The organism is Streptomyces sp. DSM 40750 (assembly GCF_024612035.1).
Classification (GTDB): Bacteria; Actinomycetota; Actinomycetes; order Streptomycetales; family Streptomycetaceae; genus Streptomyces.
On record NZ_CP102513.1, the window covers coordinates 8,721,233 to 8,739,056 of the forward strand.

A 17,824-nucleotide genomic window follows, 5' to 3' on the forward strand; every position below is an offset into this window, starting at 1 on the left:
CGCGGGCTTGTCCGTCGGGTTGCGGGGAGATGTGGCTCTCGGTGACCGACGGTTATGGTGGATGTGCAGGTCAGAGGGGTGCCCCGCAGCGCGAAGGCCGCCGCGGGGGGCTGGTCCGCGACGGCCTCAGCGGCTGAAACCGCTTACGTAACTCAACTCATCGGACGGCTCGGACTGGCTGCGACACCGGTTACTCCCCGGTGTCCGGCAGATCCCAGCGGGCCAGGTCTCGCAGCCAGGCCGCCGCCGAACTGTCGGACGGTGCACGCCAGTCGCCGCGCGGCGACAGGGAACCGCCGGCCAGGACCTTCGGCCCGTTCGGCATGGCGGAGCGCTTGAACTGCGCGAAAGCGAAGAAACGCCGACAGAAATAGTCCAGCCAGTGCCAGATCTCCGGCAGCTCGTACGCCGTCCGCTCGGCCTCGGGGAACCCCGGCGGCCACGCGCCCGCGTCCCGGTCCCGCCAGGCGTGCCAGGCCAGAAAACCGATCTTCGAGGGCCGGAAGCCGTAGCGCAGCACGTGGAACAGGGTGAAGTCGTGCAGCGCGTACGGGCCGATCTTGGACTCGGTGGACTGCAGCTCCTCCCCGGGCACGAGCTCCGGGCTGATCTCCGTGTCGAGGATCGCGGCCAGCGTCTCGTTGGTGTCCTCGTCGAACTGGCCGCTGCTGATGACCCAGCGGATCAGATGCTGGATGAGCGTCTTCGGTACGCCGGAGTTGACGTTGTAGTGGCTCATCTGGTCGCCGACGCCGTACGTGCACCAGCCGAGCGCCAGTTCGGACAGGTCACCCGTGCCGAGCACGATGCCGCCGCGCTGGTTGGCCAGCCGGAACAGGTAGTCGGTACGCAGCCCCGCCTGCACGTTCTCGAAGGTGATGTCATACACCGGCTCGCCGGACGAGAACGGGTGGCCCATCTCCTTGAGCATGAGCCGGGCGGTCGGGGTGATGTCCAGTTCGGCCGCCGTGACGCCGAGGGAACGCATCAGCTTGTGGGCGTTGCCCTTGGTGTGCTCGCCGGTCGCGAAGCCGGGCAGGGTGAAGGCGAGGATGTCGCTGCGGGGGCGGCCCGCGCGGTCCATGGCCCGGGCGGCGACGATCAGCGCGTGTGTGGAGTCCAGGCCGCCCGACACCCCGATGACGATCTTGGGGCCGCCGATCGCCGCCAAGCGCTGTTGGAGGCCCGCGACCTGGATGTTGTAGGCCTCGTAACAGTCCTGGGCGAGGCGGGCGGGGTCGGCCGGCACGAACGGGAACCGCTCGACCGGGCGCCGCAGGCCGAGGTCGGTGGCGGGCGCGTCGAGCCGGAACGAGACGTGCCGGTAGCCGCCGGTCCGCGCGGCGTGGGTACGGCGGTTGTCGTCGAACGTGCCCATCCGCGTGCGTTCCTGCCGCAGCAGGTCGAGGTCGATGTCGGCCACCGCGTACTGGTCGTCCTGCGGGAAACGACCGGTCTCGGCCAGCAGGACCCCGTTCTCGTAGATCATGGTCTGGCCGTCCCAGGACAGGTCGGTGGTCGACTCGCCGAGGCCGGCCGCCGCGTAGACGTAGGCGGCGAGGCAGCGCGAGGACGCCGAGCGACACAGCAGCCGCCGGTCCTCGGCCCGCCCGACCGTGATCGGGCTGCCCGAGAGGTTGAGGAGAACGGTCGCCCCGGCCAGCGCCGCCTCGGCGCTCGGGGGCACCGGCACCCACATGTCCTCGCAGATCTCCGCGTGCAGCACCAGACCGGAGAGGTCCTCCGCCGCGAAGAGCAGGTCCGTGCCGAACGGCACGTCCGCCCCGCCGACGCGGATCGTGCCGCCGCGCTCGTCGTCGCCCGGTGCGATCTGCCGCTTCTCGTAGAACTCGCGGTAGTTCGGCAGGTAGGACTTGGGCGCGACACCGAGGATCCGCCCGCGGTGCACGACCACCGCGCAGTTGTAGACGCGGTGGCGATGGCGCAGTGGGGCGCCGAGGACGAGCACCGGCAGCAGGTCCGCCGATCCGGCCACCACCGTCCGGAGCGCCGCCTCGACCTCGTCGAGCAACGCGTCCTGCAGCAGCAGATCCTCGATCGAGTAGCCGGACAGGCACAGTTCGGGGAACACGGCGACGGCGACCCCCTCCTCGGCGACGCGGCGGCCCTGCCGCAGCACCGCCTCCGCGTTGGCCGGTGGGTCGGCGATGGCCGCGTGACCGGTGCACGCGGCGATCCGCGCGAAGCCGTGCTGATAGATCGACGAGAAGTTCACGAGGTGTGGACCGGCCTTTCGAAGAACGTCTCCAGTACCACCGTCGTCCGGGCCCCGCTCACGCCCTCGATCGCGTAGAGCCGCCGCAGGACGTCCTGCAACCGCTCCGTGGTGGCCGAGCGCACCTTGACGAGGACGGAGGCGGTGCCCGCGATGAGGTGGGCTTCCTGAATCTCGGGTAGGGCGGCGAAGGAGGCGGACGCGTCCCCCATCCAGACCGACGAGTCGACCATGACGAAGGCGAGCACGCCCCGCCCGAGGGCGACCGGGTCGACATCGATGGTCGTCTGGCGGATGACGCCGCGCTCACGGAGCTTCCGTACGCGGTCGTGAGCCGCGCCGGCCGACAGACCGACCGCCTTGCCGAGCGCCGCGTAGGCCTGTGTGGCGTCGCGCTGAAGCTCCGCGATCAACGCCCTGTCGATGGCGTCGACGATCCCGTTGTCCGTCCCCATGGGGTCACCATATCCGGTTCGGTCGAATGGTGATCATCGCGAATGGGGTTCGGTGGCATCTCCGGGAGGATGTACGGTATTTGGCCAGCCGCTCAGTGGTCGGGTGGCGGGCGAGGAGACCCCGCGGCTCATCGGGCGGGCGGCCGCACGGACTGCCGTACGACCACATGGGTGCCCAGCACCAGATGGTCGCCGTCCCCGCCCCGGCGGCGGCTCGCGCCGCCCTCGCGGCGGTCGGCCACGGCGCGCAGGGCGGCGCGGCCCATCTCCTCGTAGGGGACGTGGACGGTGGTGAGCTGGGGAGTGAGCTGGGAGGCGAGGGGGATGTCGTCGTAGCCGACGACGGAGACGTCCTCGGGGACGCCGAGGCCCGCCGCGCGCAGGGCCTGGGCGGCACCCGCGGCGACCACGTCGGTGCCCGCGAGGACCGCCGTGAAGGCCGTCCCCTGCCGCAGGCTCTCCTCGACGGCGTCGTACCCGTGCTCGTAGTCGTAGGGACCGTGCCGCACCATGTCGGGGTCGAAGGGCACGCCGTACGCCTCGAAGGCCCGTTGGGCACCCTTCAACCGCCCCTGGGCGGTGGTGAGTTCGGCATGGCCCGGCAGCACCAGGACCCGGCGGTGCCCGGCGGACAGCAGATGGCTCGCCATGGCGTAGGCGCCGCCCTCGTTGTCGTAGTCGACCGTGGTCGCCGGGACCTCGCCCTCCAGCGGCGGCCTGCCCACCAGCACGAGGTGGGAGTCGGCCGCGTCCAGGGAGCGGGCGAAACGGGCCATACGCAACTGGTACTCGTCGTAGTCGTACGCCCCGCCGAGCAGTATCACCGCGGTCACGCCCTGCTGGCGCATGAGGTTCACCAGGGCCAGCTCCCGCTCCGGGTCGTCCCCGGTGGTGCCGACCAGCGTGAGCCAGCCGCGCAGCGAGGCGGCGCTCTCGACGCCCTTCGCCACATGCGTGAAGGCGGCGCCGGTGATGTTGTTGATGAGGATGGCGACCGTCGGGGTGCCGCCGCCGGCGAGGGAGCGGGCGTGGGCGTTGGTGACGTAGTCCAGGTCCCGGACCACCTTCATCACCCGGCGGCGGAGTTCGTCCGACACCGGGTAGTTGCCGGACAGGACGCGGGACACACTGGCGACCGAGACACCGGCGCGCTGGGCCACGTCCCGGATGGTGGCCCGGCCGGAGTCGCCCGACGCCTTGCGTTGACTCACCGTGCGGCTCCTTCGACCTCGAGATTCCCACCGGGCCTGGACCTGGTCCCGGCCCCGGACGCGGCGTCGGGATCGACGGGGGCGCCGTGCGCCCCGGACCCGCCCACGTGGGTGATGGAACCGTATCCCATTGTTTCCCGAAGTGTTTCCGGAAGGGCGGGCAGGCAGGGGACTCGAGGGGCGGTGGGGTTCGCGTCAGGCGGGCTTCAGGCGACCCGGGCCAGGTCCGTGTGCTGGACCTGGTGGGCCGGTGGCAGGCCCGCGACCAGGCGTTCCAGCTCCTCGACGACGGTGCGGCCGAGGCGCTCCAGCTCGTTGCCGAGCGAGCCCGCGATGTGCGGGGTGAGGAAGACGTTGGGGAGGTCGTAGAGCGGGGACCCGGCGGGCAGCGGCTCGGGCTCGGTGACGTCCAGGATCGCGTTCAGCCGGCCGGAGAGCAGTTCGACGGCGAGCGCGTCCGGGTCGATGAGGGCGCCGCGGGAGGTGTTGATGAGGACGCCGCCGTCCCTGATCAGGGCGAGTCTGCCGCGGTCGAGCATGCGGTAGGTCTCGGGGATGTCGGGGGCGTGCAGGCTGACGATGTCGCTGGTGCGCAACAGGTCGTCCAGGGCCATCGGTTCGGCGCCCAGCGCGGCGGCCCCGGCCGTGTCGACGTAGGGGTCGTACAGCGAGACGGCGAAGTCGAACGGCTGGAGCAGTTCAAGGAGTCGGCGGCCCACTCGCGAGGCTCCGATGACGCCCACCCGGCGGCCGACGTTGCCGATGGCCGCGGTCTCGGCGGGGGAGGGGTAGGTGTGCGTCTGCCGGAAGCGCTCGCGGTGGTCGAAGGTGTCCTTGCCGGCCAGGAGGATCATCGCGAGCGTGTACTCGGCGACCGGCAGCGCGTTGCCGGCCACCGCGCTGGAGACGGTGACCCCGCCCTGCCACAGGGCCTCGCCGACCAGCGCCCGGACCGAGCCCGCGGCGTGCAGGACGGTACGCAGCCGGGGCGCCGCCGCGAGGACGTCCGCGTCGAGGTGCGGGCAGCCCCAGCCGGTGATCAGCACCTCGGCCCCGGCCAGCACCGGGGCGGCGGCGGGGTCGGCGAAGTCCCGCACGACGAGCTCCGGGTCGATCTCGGCCACCTGCCGCAGCCGGGCCATGAGCGGCGGCGGGAAGAGCAGGGGGAGGTGCACCGGATCCATGGCGAACACGGCTCGCGGCGGCTGGGCGCTGGGCATGACTCTCCTGAGTGCGATGGGGGAGGAGTGGCTGCGGAAACTGGCTCGACTCTGTTTCAGAAAACGTCTTCTACCGTAAATCCGGGGCGGGGGTCGGTCAATCACCGTGATCGGCCGCGTGTGGGCTTCATCTTGGTGAGACGTCGGCCGTCAGGGTGTGGGCAAGCAGTCGTCTGTTGGCGTAATCGGTTACCTGACCTGGGAAGCAACCGGTTCCAGACCTGTCGCGCCGTCCTCGGGCGAGGCCCGAGAGGTGATGTCCGGGAAGTTCCAGGGAGTTTTCGAAATTCGTCGAGGCTCTTGACGTGGGTTTCCGGACAGGAACAAGCTCTGCCCGTCCCCGGATAGAAACCGGTTGTTGCCGACGCCGGTCCCACTGAAGGTGAGGCGTCCATGCACACCCATGCCGGTGCTCCCCTGAGCCGCCGCCGCTTCCTGGCCCTCTCCGGGGCCGGTGTCGCGGCCGGTGCCACCGCGCTGAGCGGCTGCGCGCTGCCGGTCTCCAGCGGGGTCGGCGGCTCGGGCGAGACCGTCACCGTGATGGTCAATTCCGGCGACATCCTCCCGGAGCAGGTTCAGCAGGCCAAGAAGGACCTCGGTATCAAGATCGTCCTGGTGAAGTACGACATCACCAAGCTGATCGCGATGCTCACCAGCGGCAACCCGCCCGACCTGGTGCGCGGCGTCGGTGCCGTGGACTCGCCGTTCTTCGCGGCGCGGGGCGTGGCCGAGGAGCTGGACCCCTACTTCGCCCGGAGCAGCGTCCTCAAGCCGGACGACCTGGACCCCGTCAACGACCTGTGGCGGTACGACGGCCGAAACCAGGGCAAGGGCCCGCGCTACGGCATGGCGAAGGACTTCTCCCAGGACTCCATGTACTGGTACAACGCCTCGGCCTTCGACAAGGGCGGTGTCGGCTACCCGCCGGAGACCGAGCCGGTCACGTTCGAGGAGTGGCTGGAGAGCGCCAAGCGCCTCGCGCAGCGCAAGAACGGCCAGACCACCGTCTTCGGCGGCAGCTTCGGCGGCCTCACCCGGTCCACGCTCCTGACGACCCTGACGGCGTCCGCCGGCGGCAGCCTCTTCAACGACGACTTCTCCCGGGTCGACTTCACCGCCCCCGAGGCCCGCAAGGCCCTGACCTGGTACATCGACTACTGCAAGACCAAGGTGGGGCCGAGCCTCATCCAGCCCGACCCCAACGGCTGGGACGGGCCCACGTACCAGGCCGGGCGGCTGGCCATGTCGAACTCCGGCTACTGGATGGGCGGCATGATCTACCCCGACAAGAAGCTCGCGGAGGCCTCCCGCCTGGCGCCCGCCCCCGTCTTCGCGGGCGGCGAGCGGATCAGCGCCTGCCAGGGCGGCACCGGCCTGTGGATGCCGCGCGGGGCGAAGAACAAGGACGCCGCATGGCGGGTCTTCGAGTGGTTCTTCGGCGAGGAGCCGGCCAAGGCGCGCGCCGGCGGGGGCTGGGGCATCCCCACCCTGAAGTCGCTGCGTTCGCTGATGCCCGCCCAGGAGGACTACCACCGACGCGTGCTGAAGGTGCAGGAGAACGAGCTGAAGCACTTCTCGGTGGTCTCCTTCACCCCCTACACCCGGGCGGACGCGCTCGACGCCCTCTTCAACCAGATCGCCCCGGCCGCGATGAACGGCCAGATCTCCGTCGACACCCTCGCCGGGCGCCTGAACTCGGCCATCAACGAGCAGCTCAAGCGCGGTAAGGAGCAAGTGGGATGACGGTCGATCAGATCCCCTCCGTCGCGGACCGGCCAGGTGCCGCCGCGAGCGCCGGACGCACACCGGCCGCCGGCGGCCCGCGGATCTCCATGACCGCGCGCAGGCACCGTGCGTTCTACATGTTCACCTCGCCCTGGATCATCGGGTTCCTGCTGCTGACCGTCACGCCGATGGCGTACGCGCTGTGGCTGAGCTTCACGACGTTCGACGGCATCTCGCCCCACTGGAAGTACGTCGGGCTCGGCAACTACCGCGAGCTGCTGAACGATCCGGTGACCTGGGACGCGCTCGGCCGCGCGGGCCTGTTCGCGGTGACCTCGGTGCCGCTGTCGATCATCGCGGGCCTCGGCCTCGCCGTCCTGGTCAACCGGCCGGTCAAGGCTCGCGGCCTGTTCCGCACCCTGCTGTATCTGCCCGCCGTGGTGCCGCCGGTGGGCGCGGGCCTCGCCTTCAAGCTCCTCTTCGACCAGAACTCCGGTGCCACGAACGGTGTCCTGACCATCTTCGGCTTCGACGCCGTCGGCTGGCTCGCCGACCCCTACGCCCGCTATGTGCTGCTGATGACGGTGCTCTGGGCAGCCGGAAACGTCATGATCATCTCGCTGGCCGGTCTCCAGGACGTACCCCGCGAACTCCACGAGGCGGCCCGCATCGACGGGGCGAGCGCCTGGCGCACCTTCCGCAGCATCACCGTGCCGCTGCTGTCGCCCGTCCTGCTCTTCCAGACGGTGACCGGGATGATCGCCTCGGTGCAGACCATCATGCCGCTGCTGCTGGCCCCGCTCGGCGACACGAGCGGCATCACCACGGTCCCGCAGTCCAACTACCTCTACATGATGCACGTGTTCGCGCAGTACTTCGCGCTCGGCCGCTACGGCTACGCCTCCGCGCTGCTGTGGGTGCTCTTCGTCCTGATCCTCGTCGTGACCGGACTCATCTTCAGGTTCACGTCCGGCGCGGTCTTCTACAACGTCGACCCGGAGGCGAAGAAGTGACCGCCACTGCGCTGCCGCCCAAGTCATCGACGACCGACGTACGTGTGCGGGTGCGCGCCAAGCGCCTCGTCCTCTACACGGTCCTCGTCTCCGCCACCGGGTTGTTCCTCGGCCCGTTCGGCTGGCTGGTCCTCTCCGGCCTGAAGACCCAGGGGGAACTGGCCGCCTCGCCCGTGCACTGGCTGCCCGAGGTCTTCCAGTGGCACAACTTCGCCGACGCCTTCACCCAGATCGACTTCCTCGGCTACACCCGCAACTCCCTGGTCATCGCGCTCATCTACGCCACGCTCGTCACCCTCAGCTCGGCCTGGGTCGGCTTCGGTTTCGCCCGGCTCGACGCGCCCGGCAAGAAGGTGCTGTTCGGCGTCCTGCTCGGCTCGATGATGCTGCCCCAGATGGTCACCCTGCTGCCGACCTACCTGATCTTCGCCAAGGTCGGCATGGTCGACACGTACTGGCCGTGGGTGCTGTGGGGCCTGTCCGCGGCGCCGTATCTGGTCTTCCTCTTCCGGCAGTTCTTCGCCGGCATGCCGCGGGAGCTGGAGGAGGCCGCGATCGTCGACGGCTGCGGATACGCCACGATCTTCTGGCGGATCTTCCTGCCGCAGTCCTGGCCCGTGCTGTCCGCCAGTTTCATCATCGCCTTCACCTGGACCTGGGGCGACTACATCGCCCCGCAGCTGCTGCTGTCCACCGACCGCACCACGCTCGCCGTCGCCGTGATGACCGCCTATGTCAACGAGGGCGGTACGCCCGTCCCCGAACTCCAGGCCGCCGCCTCGGTGATGTACGTCGTCCCCATCCTGCTGATCTTCCTCGTCGCCCAGCGCGGCTTCGTCGCCGGGATGTCCACCTCCGGACTCAAGTAAGGGCCCCTTCAGCCACCCTCGTACTTAAGGAACCTCCCCATGAACGATTCCCAGGGAACGGGCCTGTCCCGGCGCACCGTCCTCCAGGCCGCCGGCGCCACCGCCGCCGCGTACTCGCTCATCGGCATGGCGGCAGGCACCGCGAGAGCGGAGGACGACAGACCCGAGGCCGCCGACCGGCTGGTGGTGTACCCGATCCCGACCGGGCTGCCGCTGAACGCCAGCTTCTCGGTCAAGGCCCGCACCCCCGGCGGCGAATGGCGCACGGTGCCCGTCGTGCGTGCCCGGACGAAGACCATCAACGAGAAGACCGGCTCCGGCATCGTCCGCAGTTCCTCGGTCGCCAACCTCGACTTCACCGGCACCGTCGAGGTCCAGGTCACCTCCTCGAAGGGTGCCATCCCCTCCGCGCGGATCCGCCCCCTGTCGTACGACATCGCGCACGAGGTCGGCGGCGACACCCTCACCTTCAGCCTCACCGAGCCGCGCAACCTCTCCATCGAGATCGGTGACGCCGACGGCGGCGCGTTCGATATCTACGACAACCTCCAACTGCACGCCAACCCGATCGAGAAGTGGCGGCCCGAGGAGGACGACCCGGACGTCATCTACTTCGGCCCGGGCATCCACACCGTCACCGGCAACGTGGTGAAGGTGCCCAGCGGCAAGACGGTGTACCTGGCGGGCGGCGCGGTGCTCAAGGCCCGGGTGGAGTTCACAGGCGTGGAGAACGCCCGGCTGCTCGGCCGGGGCATCATCTACGACTCCGATGCCGCCACCCTGGTGGCGTTCTCCAAGAACATCGAGATCGACGGCATTCTCGCCCTCAACCCCAAGAGCGGCTACTCCTGCACGATCGGCCAGTCGAAGCAGGTCACCGTCCGCAACCTGCACTCCTACAGCTTCGGCCAGTGGGGCGACGGCATCGACGTGTTCAGCAGCGAGGACGTGCTGATCGAGGGCGTCTTCATGCGCAACAGCGACGACTGCGTCGCGATCTACGCCCACCGCTGGGACTACTACGGCGACTGCCGCAACGTCACCGTCCGGAACTCCACCCTCTGGGCCGACGTCGCGCACCCGGTGAACATGGGCACCCACGGCAACCCCGAGAAGCCCGAAATCATCGAGAACATCGTCTTCAGCAACATCGACGTCCTCCAGCACCGCGAGCCGCAGGTCCTCTACCAGGGCTGCTTCGCCCTCAACCCCGGCGACAGCAACCTCATCCGGAACGTCCGCATCCAGGACGTCCGCGTGGAGGACTTCACCTGGGGCCAGCTGGTCAACATGCGTGTCATGGCCAACCGGTACAACGCCTCGCCCGGCCGGGGCATCCAGGACGTGTACGTGCGGAACCTGTCGTACACCGGCACGAAGGCCGACATGGCGATCCTGACGGGCTACGACGCGGACCGCCCCATCAAGGGCCTCACCTTCCAGAACCTGCAGATCAACGGCACCGTCGTCCACGACAGGATGAAGAAGCCCGGCTGGTACCTGACCACCGACATGGTCCCGATGTTCGCCAACGAGCATGTGAAGGACCTCCGCTTCCTGGACGCCGCCACGGCGGCCGCCACGGTGGCTCCGGAGATCACCAGCGCGGGCGAGGCGACGGCCACCAAGAAGCAGGTGTTCAACCACCTCGTCACCGCCACCGCACTGCCGACCTCCTTCGCCGCCGAGGGCCTGCCGAAGGGCCTGGAGGCCGATGAGAAGACGGGGCTGATCTCCGGCAGCCCGGAAGTTCCCGGCACCTACACGGTCACCGTCTCCGCCACGAACACCGTGGGCACGGCGACCAAGTCCATCACGCTCACCGTGCAGCACCCGTAAGACCAGGAGATACCCGTGTTTCCCCTCAACCGACGGTCGTTCCTCGGCGCCGCGGGACTCACGGCCGCGGCCGGAGCCGGACTGCTGTCCGCCTCCGCCACGGCCGTCTGGGCCCAGGCAGCCACCGAGGCGGCGTTCACGTTCAGACACCCCGGCCTCCTGCACTCCCAGGAGGACCTGGACCGGATGAAGGCCGCGGTCGCCGCGCAGGAATCCCCCGTCTACGAGGGCTACCTGGCGTTCGCCGCCCACGCCCGGTCGAAGGCCACGTACACGGTCCAGAACACCGGCCAGATCACCTCCTGGGGCCGCGGCCCCACCAACTTCCAGAACCAGGCCGTCGCCGACTCGGCCGCCGCCTACCAGAACGCGTTGATGTGGTGCGTCACCGGCAACCGCGCCCACGCGGACAAGGCACGGGACATCCTCAACGCCTGGTCGAAGTCGCTCACCGCGGTCACCGGGGCCGACGGCCCGCTCGGCGCCGGGCTCCAGGCGTTCAAGTTCGTCAACGCCGCGGAACTCCTGCGGCACACCGGATACGACGGCTGGGCGGACGCCGACATCGCCCGCTGTGAGCGGTCCTTCCTGGACGTCTGGTATCCGGCCGTCTCCGGCTACATGCTGTACGCCAACGGCAACTGGGACCTGACGGCCATTCAGACCATCCTGGCCATCGGGGTCTTCTGCGAGGAGCCCACGCTCTTCGAGGACGCCCTCCGGTTCACGGCGGCCGGCGCGGGCAACGGCAGCGTCCGGGGCCGCATCGTCACCGCCACCGGCCAGGGCCAGGAGAGCGGCCGCGACCAGGGCCACGAACAGCTCGCCATCGGCCTGATGGGCGACGCCGCGCAGATCGCCTGGAATCAGGGCGTCGACCTGTGGGGATTCGACGACAACCGCATCCTCGCCAATGCCGAGTACGCCGCCCGCTACAACCTCGGCGACGACGGCGTCCCCTTCACCCCCGACCTCGACCGCACCGGCAAGTACATCAAGACGACCGTCTCGGCCAAGGTCCGCGGCAACCTGCCGCCGATCTACGAGATGTACTACGCCCACTACGCCGGCGTACGCGGCCTCGACACCCCGTACACCAAGGCCGCCGTCTTCCGCGGCACCGGCGGCGCCCGCGTCGTCGAGGGCAGCAACGACGACCTGCCGAGCTTCGGCACCTTCACCTACGCCGGGGCCAAGGCCCCCTCACCGACCGCACCGACGGCGCCGGCGGGCGTCACGGCCGTCGGCGAGGGCAAGGCCGTAACCGTCGGCTGGATGCCGTCCGCCTGGGCGAGCGAGTACGTCGTCCAGCGGGCCACCAGCCCGGACGGCCCCTACGAGCGCGTCGCCTCCGGGCTCGACAAGCCGACGTACACCGACAGCGACGTACGCATGGGGCGGACGTACTACTACACGGTCATCGCCGCCAACTCCCGTGGCAAGAGCGACAGTTCGGGATGGGCGGCGGCCACCGCCGGCCTTCCCGAGCCCTGGGCGACCCAGGACGTCGGGGACGTCGGGCGCGCGGGCTCCGCGGCCTTCGACGGCGAGCGGTTCGTCCTTGAGGCGAGCGGCACCTCGGACACCTACCGGGTGGCGCACCTGCCGCTGTACGGCGACGGCACCGTCACCGCGCGCACGGTGTTCCCGCTCAGCTCGCAGTACTCCAAGATCGGCGTCACCCTCCGAGAGTCCCTCGACGCGGACGCCGCGCACGCGTCGATGCTGATCCAGGGCCTGCCGCTGCACACCTGGAGCGGTGTGTGGACCGTGCGTCCGAAGGGCGGGGCGTCCGTGTCCGCCACCGGCAGCACCCCCGTGCCGCCCACCCAGCAGCAGGCCATCACCACGAACGCCTCGTTCCCCATCTCCGATCTCGGCGGGCTGCCCGAGTCGGCGACCCCGCTCGAAGCCCCGTACGTCGAGGGCGCGGGGGACGGCTACCGGCTGCGCATGCCGTACTGGGTGCGCGTCACCCGCAGGGGCCGGACCTGCACCGGAGCCATCTCCCCCGACGGCGTCCACTGGACCGAAGTCGGTTCCACCGACGTGGAGTTGGGGCGCATCGCCTACGCGGGACTCGCGCTCACCTCCTGCCTCGGCGTCGCCGAGGAGTACGCGGAGACCGGCACCGGCGCCTTCGACAACGTCTCCGTGGTGTCGTCGGCCCTCGGCGATGTGTGGAGCACGCCGCGCCCCCGACACGCCGCCGCCGACCTGCGGGCGACCGCCGGTGCCGACGCCGTGGAGCTGACCTGGACCGACCCGGACCTCTCGGCCCGGTACAAGGTGCTGCGGGCCACCGCCGCGGACGGTCCCTACGTGACCGTCGCGACCGGCGTCGGACCGGTCGGGTTCGGCACCCGGATCCGGTACGCGGACGCCTCGGGAACGCCCGGGACGACGTACCACTACGCCGTAGCCAAGTCCAACGGCGGTGGGCGAGGCCCGCTGTCCCGGCCCGACACCGCCGAGATGCCGACCCCTTCGGTACCGGAACCCACCTCCGCGACCACCGCGTTCGCCAACAAGGGAGTCGCCTTCCGGCATCTGCTCCGGGCCTCGCACGAGCCCGTGCGGTTCACCGCGGACGGCCTGCCCGACGGCCTGCGCATCGACAGACGTACCGGTGTGATCTCCGGAACACCCACCGGGACGGGCGAGTTCACCGTCACCACGACCGCGGGCAACGCCGCCGGTGACGCGACCGGCGCGCTCAGGCTGACGGTCGGCACGCCGCCGCCCGACCCGTGGACGTACGGCGACCTCGGCGACGTGGTTCTCGACGAGCGGGAGTTCGGCACCTTCGGCGTGGTGGCCGTCAGGACCCCCGGCAGCACGGCGTACGAGGACGGGACCTTCGTCGTACGGGGTGCCGGAACCGATCTGACCGTGAACAACCAGGGAATGACCGGACAGTTCGTCCGACGGCCGGTCAGCGGCGACTGCGAGGTCACCGCACGGCTCGTCTCCCGCGAGGGAGCGAGCGGCGACCGGGTCGGGCTGCTCATGGCCAAGTCCCTCTCCCCGTTCGACCAGGCGGCCGGAGCGATCGTCACGGGCGGGACCGCCGCCCAGCTGATGCTCCGTACGACCGTGGCCGGACGGTCGACCTTCACGGGCAACGCCGCGGTCACCGCCCCCTGTCTGCTGCGGCTGAAGCGCACCGGGACCACCTTCACCGCATCCGTCTCCACCGATGACGGCGTCAGCTGGACCCCCCTCGCCACGGGAGAGATCCCCGGCTTCGGCGACGCCCCCTATCACGTGGGCCTGGTGGTCTGCTCCCGCAGCCCTCTGGTCCGCAGCACCACGCGATTCAGCGAGGTGAGCATCACCCCCCTCTAGATCCTCCATGGATTGGAGATGCACGAATGAGCCGCACTTCCCCCCACCGGTACGTCCCGAACAGCGAGTTGAGCCGTCGCGGTCTGCTGCGGACCGCCGGCGGCCTCACCGCCGCCCTCGCGCTGGGCGCCGCCTCCGTCGCCACCACCGCGGAGGCGGCACCGGCCACCTTCACCCACCCCGGCATGCTGCACGCCTACGGCGAACTCAACCGCGCCAAAGTGCGCGTGGCCGCCGGCGACGACCCGTGGCGGTCCGGCTGGAACCGTCTGACCGCCAACTCCCACTCCGCGAGCACCTGGACGCCCAACCCGCAGGCCACGATCATCCGTGGTGGAACGGGCGAGAACTACGGCATCCTCTACAACGACATCCACGCGGCCTACCAGAACGCGCTGCGCTGGAAGGTCGCCGGCACCACCGCCAACGGCGACGCGGCGGTCCGTATCCTCAACGCCTGGTCGTCGACGCTCACCAGCGTCACCGGCAACGCCGACCGGTTCCTGGCCGCCGGGATCTACGGCTACCAGTTCGCCAACGCCGCCGAGCTGATGCGCGGCTACAGCGGGTTCAACCTGGACCGGTTCAAGACGATGATGCTCAACGTCTTCTACCCGCTCAACAACCAGTTCCTGAACAGCCACAACGACGCCTGCATCACCAACTACTGGGCCAACTGGGACCTGTGCAACATGAACTCGATCCTCGCGATCGGGATCCTGTGCGACGACGGGGCCAAGTACGACCAGGCGGTCAACTACTTCAAGAACGGCGCGGGCAACGGCGCGATCCGCAAGGCCGTCCCGTTCGTGTACGACAGCCAGGGCCTCGCCCAGTGGCAGGAGTCCGGCCGGGACCAGGGCCACACCATGATGGGCATGGGCCAGATGGGCGCCTTCTGCGAGATGGCCTGGTCGCAGGGCGAGGACCTGTACGGCTACGACAACAACCGGTTCATGAAGGCCGCCCAGTACGTCGCCAAGTACAACCTCGGCGAGAGCGTGCCTTTCACCACGTACACCTGGGGCAGCGGCCAGAACTGCGCCCAGCAGACCCACACGGCGATCTCCTCCGCCGGCCGGGGCCAGGTCCGCCCCGTGTGGGACATCCTCCACTACCACTACGCACGGCGACGGGGCCTGTCCGTCCCGTACATCACCCGTATGGCCGAGAGCGTCCGCCCCGAGGGCGGCGGCGGGGACTACGGCTCGACCAGCGGCGGATACGACCAGCTCGGCTTCGGCACCCTGATGTACGCCAAATAGCCGCCTCGTCCACCGAACGGCCGTCAAAGACCCGGTACGACCGGAATACCCCGGAGGGATGTGGTGCTCTGAGGTGAACGACGGTTCACGAGCGGGCGGGCGTGAGGAGCTGGTGCGCGATGACGGCAGACCGGCGGGGCCCCGTGGCCGGCACGCCGTACGGGGCCGTACGCGGCACATACGAGTACGGGCACGGTCACGAGGACGGGATCGCGGTCTTCCGTGGCATCCCGTACGCGGCCCCGCCCTTCGGCCCCCGCCGGTTCCGGCCGCCCGTCCCGCCCGAGCCCTGGGCGGGTGTGCGTGATGCCGTCGACTTCGGGCCGACGCCTCCGAAACCGCCGTACTCGGAGGCGTTCGCCCGCTATCTGTCGGACCCCGTAGTCCCGGGGGACGACTGCCTCAACCTCAATGTGTGGACGCCGGAGCCGGGCCGCGGGGCCCGGCTGCCGGTGATGGTCTGGATCCACGGTGGGGCCCTCACCCGGGGCTCGTCGGCGGTCCCGGTCTACGACGGCGCCGCCTTCGCCCGTGACGGCGTGGTGCTGGTGTCCCTCAACTACCGCCTGGGTGTGGAGGGTTACGGCCTCTTCCCGGACGCCCCGCCCAACCTCGGACTGCGCGACCAACTGGCCGCGCTGGAGTGGGTGCGGGACTCGATCGCCGGGTTCGGCGGCGACCCGGACCGGGTGACCGTCTTCGGCCAGTCCGCGGGCGCCATCAGTGTCGGCGCGCTGCTGGCCACCCCTCGCGTGAGGGGCCTGTTCCGGCGGGCCGTTCTCCAGAGCGGGCCGCCCGAGGCCCTGGACCGGGACAAGGTGCGGCGCGTGGTCCGTCGTATGGCCACCCGCCTCAAGGTTCCGGCGACCGCCGCGGCCTTCGCCGCCGTGGACCGTTCCCACCTCGCCGAGGCGCAGGCCGAGGTCGGCCGCCTCAGCAGTCCGGTGCTGGGCGGCCCCGCCTTCGGCATCGTCGTCGACGACGACCTGGTGCCCACCGACCCCCTGGAGGCCCTGACCGAGCACGGCGCGGCCCCGGGCGTCGATCTCCTCATGGGCTGGACCCGCGACGAACACCGTCTCTGGCTCGTCCCCGGCGGCCTCCTGGAGCGCGTCGACCGCCTCGGCACGGTCGCCCTGGCCGGCGCCCGCGCCCGCTGCCACTGCGGCCCCGAGCTCCCGCGCGGCTACCGCGACCTCCACCCCGACAAGGGCACCGCCGACCTGGTCGGCCAACTCGTCACCGACCATCTCCTGCGCGTCCCCCTGCACCGCCTGGCGGACGCCCGCCTCGGTGGAGCCCGGTCATTCGTCTACGAGTTCGCCTGGCCCTCCGGCCTGCCCGACCTCGGCTCCTGCCACGCCCTCGAACTCGGCTTCGTCTTCGACACCGGCAGCGCCCCCGCCTCCGCCAAGCTCGCCGGCGAGCACGCCCCACGCGACCTCGCCACCACCGTGCACACCGCCTGGGTCCGCTTCGCGACGGACGGCACCCCCGGCTGGCCCGCCTGGGACCCCACCCACCCGGTCCGTGTGTTCGACGTCTTCGACACCCCGGACGAAGAGCGGATCGCCTTCGGCCCCTACGACCCCGAGCTGGCCCTCTGGGATGCGGACGCGAGGCGACCCCGGAGAGTCCAGGGCGCGGGCACCTTCGTCGCATCCGGCGGAGGCCCACTCCCGGCTCTGCGCCGCTTCCGCCGAACTCCGTGAGGGGCGCGTCTCTCCTCCACCGCGGCCCGGCACCCCGAGTGGCCGGTGGAGGGTTCCGGCGCGGGCACCGCCGGTTGTGACCGTCGAGGCGGTTGTCTATCCGTGATCCGGACGTGGCTCGGCGGTGCCGTCCGGGGCCGAGGTCGTTTCGGGTTCCGTGCGGAGGATCTCGCGGGCCTGTTCCGCGGCGCGGGCCGTGCTCTCGCTGACGAAATCGAGGAAGCGGGCGATGTTCTCCAGGCGGGCGGCGGCCGGGGTGCCGGGGACGAGGACGTGGACGCCCTGCCGTGCGGTCTCCACGAGCTGGGCGAGGGAGCGGGCGCTGGCCATCATCGTCTGGTACCAGACGTCGTCGTCGACGACGTAGCGCTCGCGGCGGCGTTCGCCCTGTTCCCGGCGCACCATGCTCTGGCTCTCGAGGAACGCGATCGCTTTGGAGATGGACGCCGGGCTGACCTGGAGGCGCTGGGCGAGTTCGGACGCGGTGAGGCTGCCGGAGTCGGTGAGGGTGAGGCAGGCCATCACCCGGGCCATCATCGTGGGCATGCCCGAAGCCATCATGACGGTGGTGAACGTCTCCTCGTACTCGCGCACGGCCTCGGCGTCGCGTCCGTGGGCCTGTTCGGGTGTCTCCGTTCCCCGGGGTGCGGCCTGCCTGCGCCGGTGGGTGCGGCGTTCGGTGGCGCGGTGGGCGAGGTCCGCGCGGTAGGCGGTGGGGCCGCCGTTGCGCATCACCTCGCGCGTGATGGTCGAGGTCGGGCGGTCGAGACGTCTGGCGATCTCGGCGTAGGCGAGGCCGTCGGCCAGCCCCAGTGCGATCTGCTGGCGTTCGGGCTGGGTGAGCCTGCCTCCCGGCATCGCTGTCTCCTTCGTGCGCGCTTCCTGGTGCGTCGAGTATAGCGTTCACTCGCAATCCATTGCAACGGCCGGG

The 17,824-nt window shown here is 70.4% G+C and carries 12 protein-coding genes; 7 read left to right on the forward strand and 5 right to left on the reverse strand.

Going from position 1 to position 17,824, the window contains the following annotated elements; all coding sequences use genetic code 11:
• Positions 1–190: 190 nt before the first annotated feature.
• The 4 genes from JIX55_RS38660 to JIX55_RS38675 all read right to left on the reverse strand — a co-directional run bounded on the left by JIX55_RS38660 (position 191) and on the right by JIX55_RS38675 (position 5,122).
• Positions 191–2,236, reverse strand: a complete 2,046-nt coding sequence (locus JIX55_RS38660; RefSeq protein ID WP_257567875.1) for an NAD(+) synthase — start codon at positions 2,234–2,236, stop codon at positions 191–193.
• Positions 2,233–2,691, reverse strand: a complete 459-nt coding sequence (locus JIX55_RS38665) for an Lrp/AsnC family transcriptional regulator (RefSeq protein ID WP_257567876.1) — start codon at positions 2,689–2,691, stop codon at positions 2,233–2,235. Before JIX55_RS38665 ends, JIX55_RS38660 begins: the two co-directional genes overlap by 4 nt.
• A 128-nt stretch (positions 2,692–2,819) precedes the next feature.
• Positions 2,820–3,902, reverse strand: a complete 1,083-nt coding sequence (locus JIX55_RS38670; protein ID WP_257567877.1) for a LacI family DNA-binding transcriptional regulator — start codon at positions 3,900–3,902, stop codon at positions 2,820–2,822.
• A gap of 206 nt (positions 3,903–4,108) precedes the next feature.
• The gene (locus JIX55_RS38675) at positions 4,109–5,122 is read right to left on the reverse strand and encodes a hydroxyacid dehydrogenase (protein ID WP_257567878.1); all 1,014 of its coding nucleotides are present in this window, start codon (positions 5,120–5,122) and stop codon (positions 4,109–4,111) included.
• Between the two features lie 393 nt (positions 5,123–5,515).
• Between JIX55_RS38675 and JIX55_RS38680 the strand changes: the two genes are divergently transcribed.
• From JIX55_RS38680 to JIX55_RS38710, 7 genes are all read left to right on the forward strand, one after another.
• Positions 5,516–6,865 (forward strand): extracellular solute-binding protein, encoded by a 1,350-nt coding sequence (locus tag JIX55_RS38680; RefSeq protein ID WP_257567879.1) that lies wholly within the window; start codon positions 5,516–5,518, stop codon positions 6,863–6,865.
• A complete protein-coding gene (locus JIX55_RS38685) occupies positions 6,862–7,860 on the forward strand; it encodes a carbohydrate ABC transporter permease (protein WP_257567880.1) in 999 nt (332 codons plus the stop codon). Before JIX55_RS38680 ends, JIX55_RS38685 begins: the two co-directional genes overlap by 4 nt.
• On the forward strand, positions 7,857–8,729 hold the full coding sequence (locus JIX55_RS38690) for a carbohydrate ABC transporter permease (protein WP_257567881.1): 873 nt from the start codon (positions 7,857–7,859) through the stop codon (positions 8,727–8,729). The genes JIX55_RS38685 and JIX55_RS38690 overlap by 4 nt, the downstream gene beginning before the upstream one ends.
• A gap of 39 nt (positions 8,730–8,768) precedes the next feature.
• On the forward strand, positions 8,769–10,568 hold the full coding sequence (locus tag JIX55_RS38695; protein WP_257567882.1) for a putative Ig domain-containing protein: 1,800 nt from the start codon (positions 8,769–8,771) through the stop codon (positions 10,566–10,568).
• 15 nt (positions 10,569–10,583) lie between these two features.
• A complete protein-coding gene (locus JIX55_RS38700; RefSeq protein WP_257567883.1) occupies positions 10,584–13,916 on the forward strand; it encodes an alginate lyase family protein in 3,333 nt (1,110 codons plus the stop codon).
• Between the two features lie 26 nt (positions 13,917–13,942).
• Positions 13,943–15,181, forward strand: a complete 1,239-nt coding sequence (locus JIX55_RS38705) for an alginate lyase family protein (RefSeq protein WP_257567884.1) — start codon at positions 13,943–13,945, stop codon at positions 15,179–15,181.
• 119 nt (positions 15,182–15,300) lie between these two features.
• Positions 15,301–16,893, forward strand: coding sequence for a carboxylesterase/lipase family protein (locus JIX55_RS38710; RefSeq protein ID WP_257567885.1), 1,593 nt, complete (start codon positions 15,301–15,303; stop codon positions 16,891–16,893).
• 96 nt (positions 16,894–16,989) lie between these two features.
• Here JIX55_RS38710 and JIX55_RS38715 read toward each other — a convergent pair whose 3' ends face one another.
• Positions 16,990–17,751, reverse strand: a complete 762-nt coding sequence (locus JIX55_RS38715) for a GbsR/MarR family transcriptional regulator (protein WP_257567886.1) — start codon at positions 17,749–17,751, stop codon at positions 16,990–16,992.
• Positions 17,752–17,824: the final 73 nt, after the last annotated feature.

Excerpts from the sequence above, each read along its gene's own strand:
- JIX55_RS38665 (WP_257567876.1), bottom strand. The coding sequence starts at position 2,691 with ATGGGGACGGACAACGGGATCGTCGACGCCATCGACAGGGCGTTGATC.
- JIX55_RS38675 (WP_257567878.1), bottom strand. The coding sequence starts at position 5,122 with ATGCCCAGCGCCCAGCCGCCGCGAGCCGTGTTCGCCATGGATCCGGTG.
- JIX55_RS38680 (WP_257567879.1), top strand. The coding sequence starts at position 5,516 with ATGCACACCCATGCCGGTGCTCCCCTGAGCCGCCGCCGCTTCCTGGCC.
- JIX55_RS38685 (WP_257567880.1), top strand. The coding sequence starts at position 6,862 with ATGACGGTCGATCAGATCCCCTCCGTCGCGGACCGGCCAGGTGCCGCC.
- JIX55_RS38695 (WP_257567882.1), top strand. The coding sequence starts at position 8,769 with ATGAACGATTCCCAGGGAACGGGCCTGTCCCGGCGCACCGTCCTCCAG.
- JIX55_RS38705 (WP_257567884.1), top strand. The coding sequence starts at position 13,943 with ATGAGCCGCACTTCCCCCCACCGGTACGTCCCGAACAGCGAGTTGAGC.
- JIX55_RS38710 (WP_257567885.1), top strand. The coding sequence starts at position 15,301 with ATGACGGCAGACCGGCGGGGCCCCGTGGCCGGCACGCCGTACGGGGCC.
- JIX55_RS38715 (WP_257567886.1), bottom strand. The coding sequence starts at position 17,751 with ATGCCGGGAGGCAGGCTCACCCAGCCCGAACGCCAGCAGATCGCACTG.